Genomic DNA, 3,489 nt, shown 5'->3' with positions numbered 1-3,489 from the left:
GCTTACGGGCGATTCCAAATAAGAATTTTTCTCCTCGCTCTGTGAGCTCGTCCGCGGCTGTCTCGTCAGGGCATGGCCTCGATCCAGCATTGGGCAAAGGTAGCATGACTTCTGATTTTTGCAAAGATATTTCTGAAAATCGGCTTTTCGGGTTCCGGGCGCGACTCCGGAGACTCCTTCAAAGCGCGCGCCCTTCTCTACAGTCAAAACCCAATTGGCCCCTTACCCCGCTGACCGGTTTGGGGGATTGCCGCCGAGCAAAGACGACGCAGCGCCGCATTGCGCTAAACAGTGGCCGTTCTCCACGGAGGCTTTCGCGCCGCTTGCATGCTTCTCAAGCCGGGTTGCTTCGGTGATGGCGCCACGTGCGTCCGTTCAGCTGCCGAAAATGACCCGCCGGAAGCGCCCTTGGGCGACGGCAAAATAGACCGCGCCGATGATGAGCATCGCCACGAGCGGTCGCCACACGAGGGTGATGTCGGCGCCGCGGAACAGCACCGCCTGGGAGAAGGCGACGAAATGCGGCGTCGGGCTGATCGTCTGCACGACGTATTGCAGCCAGACCGGCATGCTCTCCATCGGCGTGCTGCTGCCCGAAAGCAGTTGGGTGACCATCAGAACCGGTATTGCGAGCAATCCGAACTGCCCCATGGTGGTGGCCAGCGTGCCGAGCATGATGCCGAGCGCCGCCACGACGAGGGCGTAAATCGCCGCGCCGAGCAAGAACAGAAGCAGAGACCCGTTGATCGGCGAGCCGATCCACCAGTGCACAACGAACTGGAGCGACAGCATCGCCGCCACGAGGATGACGAGGCCGTTGGCGAGCATCTTCGCCAGCATGATTTCGGTCGGCACGACCGGCATGACCAGGAGATGCTCGACGGTGCCCTGCTCGCGCTCGCGAATGAGCGCGGCGCCCGTCAGAATGACGGTCAGCATCGTGATCTGGTTGATGACCTGAGTCATCGCCGAGAACCACGCCGTTTTGAGGTTCGGATTGAAGGCCGCGCGCACGACGAGATTGATCGGCGTGCCAGTCGAGTCTTCGCGGCCGGAGATGAAGCGCTGGATCTCGTTGGCGATGGCGGTGCGGAGAGAGCTCGCGCCGTTACCTGCCTGGGCCACCGCCGTCGCGTCGACATTGATCTGGATCCCGGTCTTCCGCTGGGCGCGAATGTCAGCCTCGAAATTCGGCGGGATCTCGACGACGAACAGGAGCTTGCCCTGGTCCATCATCGGATCGATATCCGACGCCGTGATCTGCACGGGCGGCTGGAAGGTGGGGCGCCTAAGCCCCTCGGCGATGCGCCTCGACAGGTCCGAGCCGTCCTCATCGACGATGCCGACCGAGAGATTGGTCGCCTCGGTCACCGCGCCGGTTGCGACTGTGTTGACCGAAATACTGAAGGAGTAGATGAGGAGGATCAGCATAACCGGGTCCGCCCGGATGCTTCTCAGCTCCTTGATCACCAGATGGAAGATATTCGCGACGTGATCGGCGAGGGTCAGCGGCCCGGCTTCGGCGAGACGCGGCGTCGGAGGGGAGGGATTAGCCGCCATCTCACGCCTCCTGCTTGCGCAGCAAGATCAGCGAAAGGATCATGAACACCAGCGCGATGACGGCGATCGCGGCGATATTTGGCCAGAGGTCGGCCATGCCGAGCGCCTTGGCGAACACGCCAACGGAAACCTGCTGATACCACGAGGAGGGGAAGGACAGACCGATGATCCTCGCTCCGCCCGAGAGCGATGAAACGGGCGCGAGCATTCCCGAGAAATTGACCGCCGGCACGACCGAGAGGATTGTCGTTGCGAACACGGCCGCGACTTGCGTGCGGGTGAAAGACGAGATGAGCTCGCCAAAGCCGGTCGTCGAAATGACGTAGACGAAAGTCCCGAGAAGCAGGACGAGGAACGGACCCTTGACCGGCACATGGAAGACGAAAAGCGCGATCAGGAGCAGGGCGAAAAAATTGATCATCGCCACGGCGACGTAAGGCAATTGCTTGCCAATGAGGAACTCGAACCGGGTGATCGGCGTCGACCGGAAATTGGCGATCGATCCGGTCTCCTTCTCGCGCACGATAGCGATCGCAGACATGATCGCAGGGATCAGGCACAGCATCAGCATGAAAATGCTCGGCACCATCGCGTTGACGCTCAAGAACGCCTGGTTGTAGCGGAACCGTGTCTCGATGTTGTTTTCGTCCCACGCGTTGGGCGTACCCGGACGATGTACTTCGCGCTGAAGCTCTTCGCCCTGCTTCCTGACCACGCCACTGACGTAGTTCTTCGCCGTCTCGCCGCGGAACGTCATAGCGCCGTCCACCGTCGCGTCGACCTCCGGCTTGCGACCATTCAGGAGATCGCGGCCAAAGCCGGGCGGCGCCTCGACCACGATCTGCGTATTGCCGCTCTTGAGCCGCCGCTCTGCTTCTTCGGCCGACTTGATCGGCGGCTGCATGGAAAAATAGCGGGATCCTTCGAAGCCCTGCAGCAGTTCGCGGCTTTGCGGCGTATCGTCCTGATCGAACGACGCCATCGCGAGATTTTCGATGTCGAAGGAAATGCCGTAGCCGAACGCCAGCATCAGAATGACCGGACCGACGGCGGCAAAGGCTAGGCGGATTGGATCGCGCAACAGTTCCACCGTCTCGCGCCGGGCGTAGGCCCAAAGCCGCCCGGGATTGAAACGCTTCGGAGGTGCAAGCGCTTCCGCCTCGGCCTCTGCGGCGGCGGCCGGCGCCAGTTCGAGCGTCTTGCTTCTGTCGATGCCGGCAGCCTCGGCGAGATAGCCGACGAAGCAGTCTTCGAGCGAACTGCTGCCGCGCTGCTTGACGAGGTCGCGCGGCGCGCCGACCGCGAGCACACGGCCCGCATGCATGAGCGAAATGCGGTCGCAGCGGTCCGCCTCGTTCATGAAGTGCGTGGTGACAAAGATCGTCACCCCCTCGTCGCGCGAGAGATCGATCAACGTCCGCCAGAACGAATCACGCGCGATGGGGTCGACGCCCGACGTCGGCTCGTCGAGGATGAGAATAGAGGGTTCGTGCAGCACCGCCACGGCGAGTTGGAGCCGCTGCTTCATCCCGAGCGGCAGGCTGTCGGGGCGCGAATTGACGACCGACTTCAGGTCGTAGCGCTCGAGCAGCTCCTCGATCCGGCCTGCGACCTTTTCCGGCGGCAGGTGATAGAGCTGGGCGTGGAGTTCGAGGTTTTGGGCGATCGTCAACTCGCCATAGAGCGAGAAGGCCTGGGTCATGTAGCCGACGTTGCGCCGCGCCTGCATGTCGTTCGAGCCCATCGGCTCGCCGAACAGCTTGCAGGCGCCGCTGCTCGCCGGCAGGAAGCCGACGAGCATCTTCATGGTCGTCGACTTGCCGCAGCCATTGGAGCCGAGGAAGCCAAAGATCTCGCCACGGGGGATTCTGAAACTGACGTGATCGACCGCGACGAAATCGCCGAACTGCCGCGTCAGCCCCTCGGCCT

General features: G+C 62.5%; 2 protein-coding genes. Both read right to left on the bottom strand.

All coding sequences use genetic code 11. From position 1 onward, the window contains the following. Positions 1 to 375: 375 nt before the first annotated feature. A complete protein-coding gene (locus ACLP25_RS27980) occupies positions 376 to 1,560 on the bottom strand; it encodes an ABC transporter permease (RefSeq protein WP_442472367.1) in 1,185 nt (394 codons plus the stop codon). 1 nt (position 1,561) lies between these two features. Then, positions 1,562 to 3,489 (bottom strand): ABC transporter permease (locus ACLP25_RS27975; protein ID WP_442472366.1); only part of this gene is annotated, 1,928 nt, incomplete at its 5' end.

The sequence above is a fragment of the Roseiarcus sp. genome, assembly GCF_052145395.1.
Taxonomy (GTDB): Bacteria; Pseudomonadota; Alphaproteobacteria; order Rhizobiales; family Beijerinckiaceae; genus Roseiarcus.
The sequence above is the reverse complement of the archived record's forward strand: the minus strand, read 5'-3'. Positions and strand labels throughout refer to the sequence as shown.

Excerpts from the sequence above, each read along its gene's own strand:
- ACLP25_RS27980 (WP_442472367.1), bottom strand. The coding sequence starts at position 1,560 with ATGGCGGCTAATCCCTCCCCTCCGACGCCGCGTCTCGCCGAAGCCGGG.